Source organism: Flavobacterium sp. (assembly GCF_040402955.1).
Lineage (GTDB): Bacteria > Bacteroidota > Bacteroidia > Flavobacteriales > Flavobacteriaceae > Flavobacterium.
On record NZ_JBBALQ010000045.1, the window covers coordinates 1 to 1,188 of the forward strand.

A 1,188-nucleotide genomic window follows, 5' to 3' on the forward strand; every position below is an offset into this window, starting at 1 on the left:
GTCACACTTTCAAGCGTGCTTAATTGATTTTTAATTTCTGATAGTTTCATAATATGATTTTTTAGTTTAACAACAATCGGTTTTCTTTTTTTGAATATGTGTTTGTATGTTCTGAAAAAAACTTTTAAATTTTTCAAAACCGTTTTCGTCTATACAATAGCAAATTGCATTTCCTTCAATACTTCCTTTTATTAATCCTGCGTTTTTAAGTTCTTTTAAATGTTTTGAGACAGTCGGCTGAGCTAAAGACAATTCGTTTACAATATCTCCGCAAATACAAGAGTTGACTTTTAAAATGTGTTCTATAATTGCAACTCGGGCAGGATGACCGAGTGCTTTTGTTAATATTGCCATTTCGTTTTGGCTGTCTGTGTAGAAATCTGTTTTAGTTGCTCCCATAGTAATATATTTATATTGCAATATTACGATGTATTTTTGAATAAAAAAAGGAAAAGAATAGTCATTTTTCTTTTCCAGCAGATTCTTTGTTATTCACGCAGTTAGAAGGGTATTATTTAATTCACATGTATTGATGTTAATAGTAAATTTTAATTATTATCAAATTTCCAATTTCAATATTCAACTAGATAAAATATGAAAATGATTTCAATATTCAGCCCATCAAGATAATAATAAAATGCCCTCATACATCTACACACACCGCTTTAGAGCTACACACGCCCTCACACGCCCTTTCAGCAAATAAGTTATCCTGAAGTTTGTCTCCTAAAGAACATACAACTTGATGGAGCAACCTACACATAACGCATTATTCACTACCGCATCGGGTGTTGTTGGTGGCGTTGGTAAAGCCATAACGGCAAAGCCACTTTTATTAGCCATTACATTACCTGGACTTTCTACTGTTATCATTTATGCAGTTGTATCAGCTGTGGCTGGTTATGTTGTAAAAAAAGGACTTGACGAATGTTCTTTTCGTCGCAGCGGATGAGTGAGTGAAAATATTTTTTGAAATGGGAGGGTGTTTTTTTATCGAATTGGAGGGGTGAAAAATTGCAGCATTGAGATTTTGAATTGTTGATTTTTGAAATACTCAAATGCTCAAATACTCAAATGCTCATCTGCTAAATTTGATTAAATGTGAGTAATTGCGTCACAATAACTCATGAGTGGTGCTAAACGATACGTATCAGAATTCGTATATTTACGGATAAATACGGATATTTT

The 1,188-nt window shown here is 32.7% G+C and carries 2 protein-coding genes; one reads left to right on the forward strand and one right to left on the reverse strand.

Going from position 1 to position 1,188, the window contains the following annotated elements; all coding sequences use genetic code 11:
- Positions 1-66: 66 nt before the first annotated feature.
- Positions 67-399, reverse strand: coding sequence for an ArsR/SmtB family transcription factor (locus tag ABWP78_RS09790; RefSeq protein WP_353171066.1), 333 nt, complete (start codon positions 397-399; stop codon positions 67-69).
- Positions 400-745: 346 nt separating this feature from the next.
- Here ABWP78_RS09790 and ABWP78_RS09795 point away from each other — a divergent pair, with 346 nt between their 5' ends.
- Positions 746-952: a hypothetical protein gene (locus tag ABWP78_RS09795; protein ID WP_353171069.1), complete on the forward strand. Its 207-nt coding sequence runs from the start codon at positions 746-748 to the stop codon at positions 950-952.
- Positions 953-1,188 lie beyond the last annotated feature (236 nt).

What these genes read in the sequence shown, in the direction of transcription:
- ABWP78_RS09790 (WP_353171066.1), bottom strand. Translation starts at nt 399, where the DNA reads ATGGGAGCAACTAAAACAGATTTCTACACAGACAGCCAAAACGAAATG.
- ABWP78_RS09795 (WP_353171069.1), top strand. Translation starts at nt 746, where the DNA reads ATGGAGCAACCTACACATAACGCATTATTCACTACCGCATCGGGTGTT.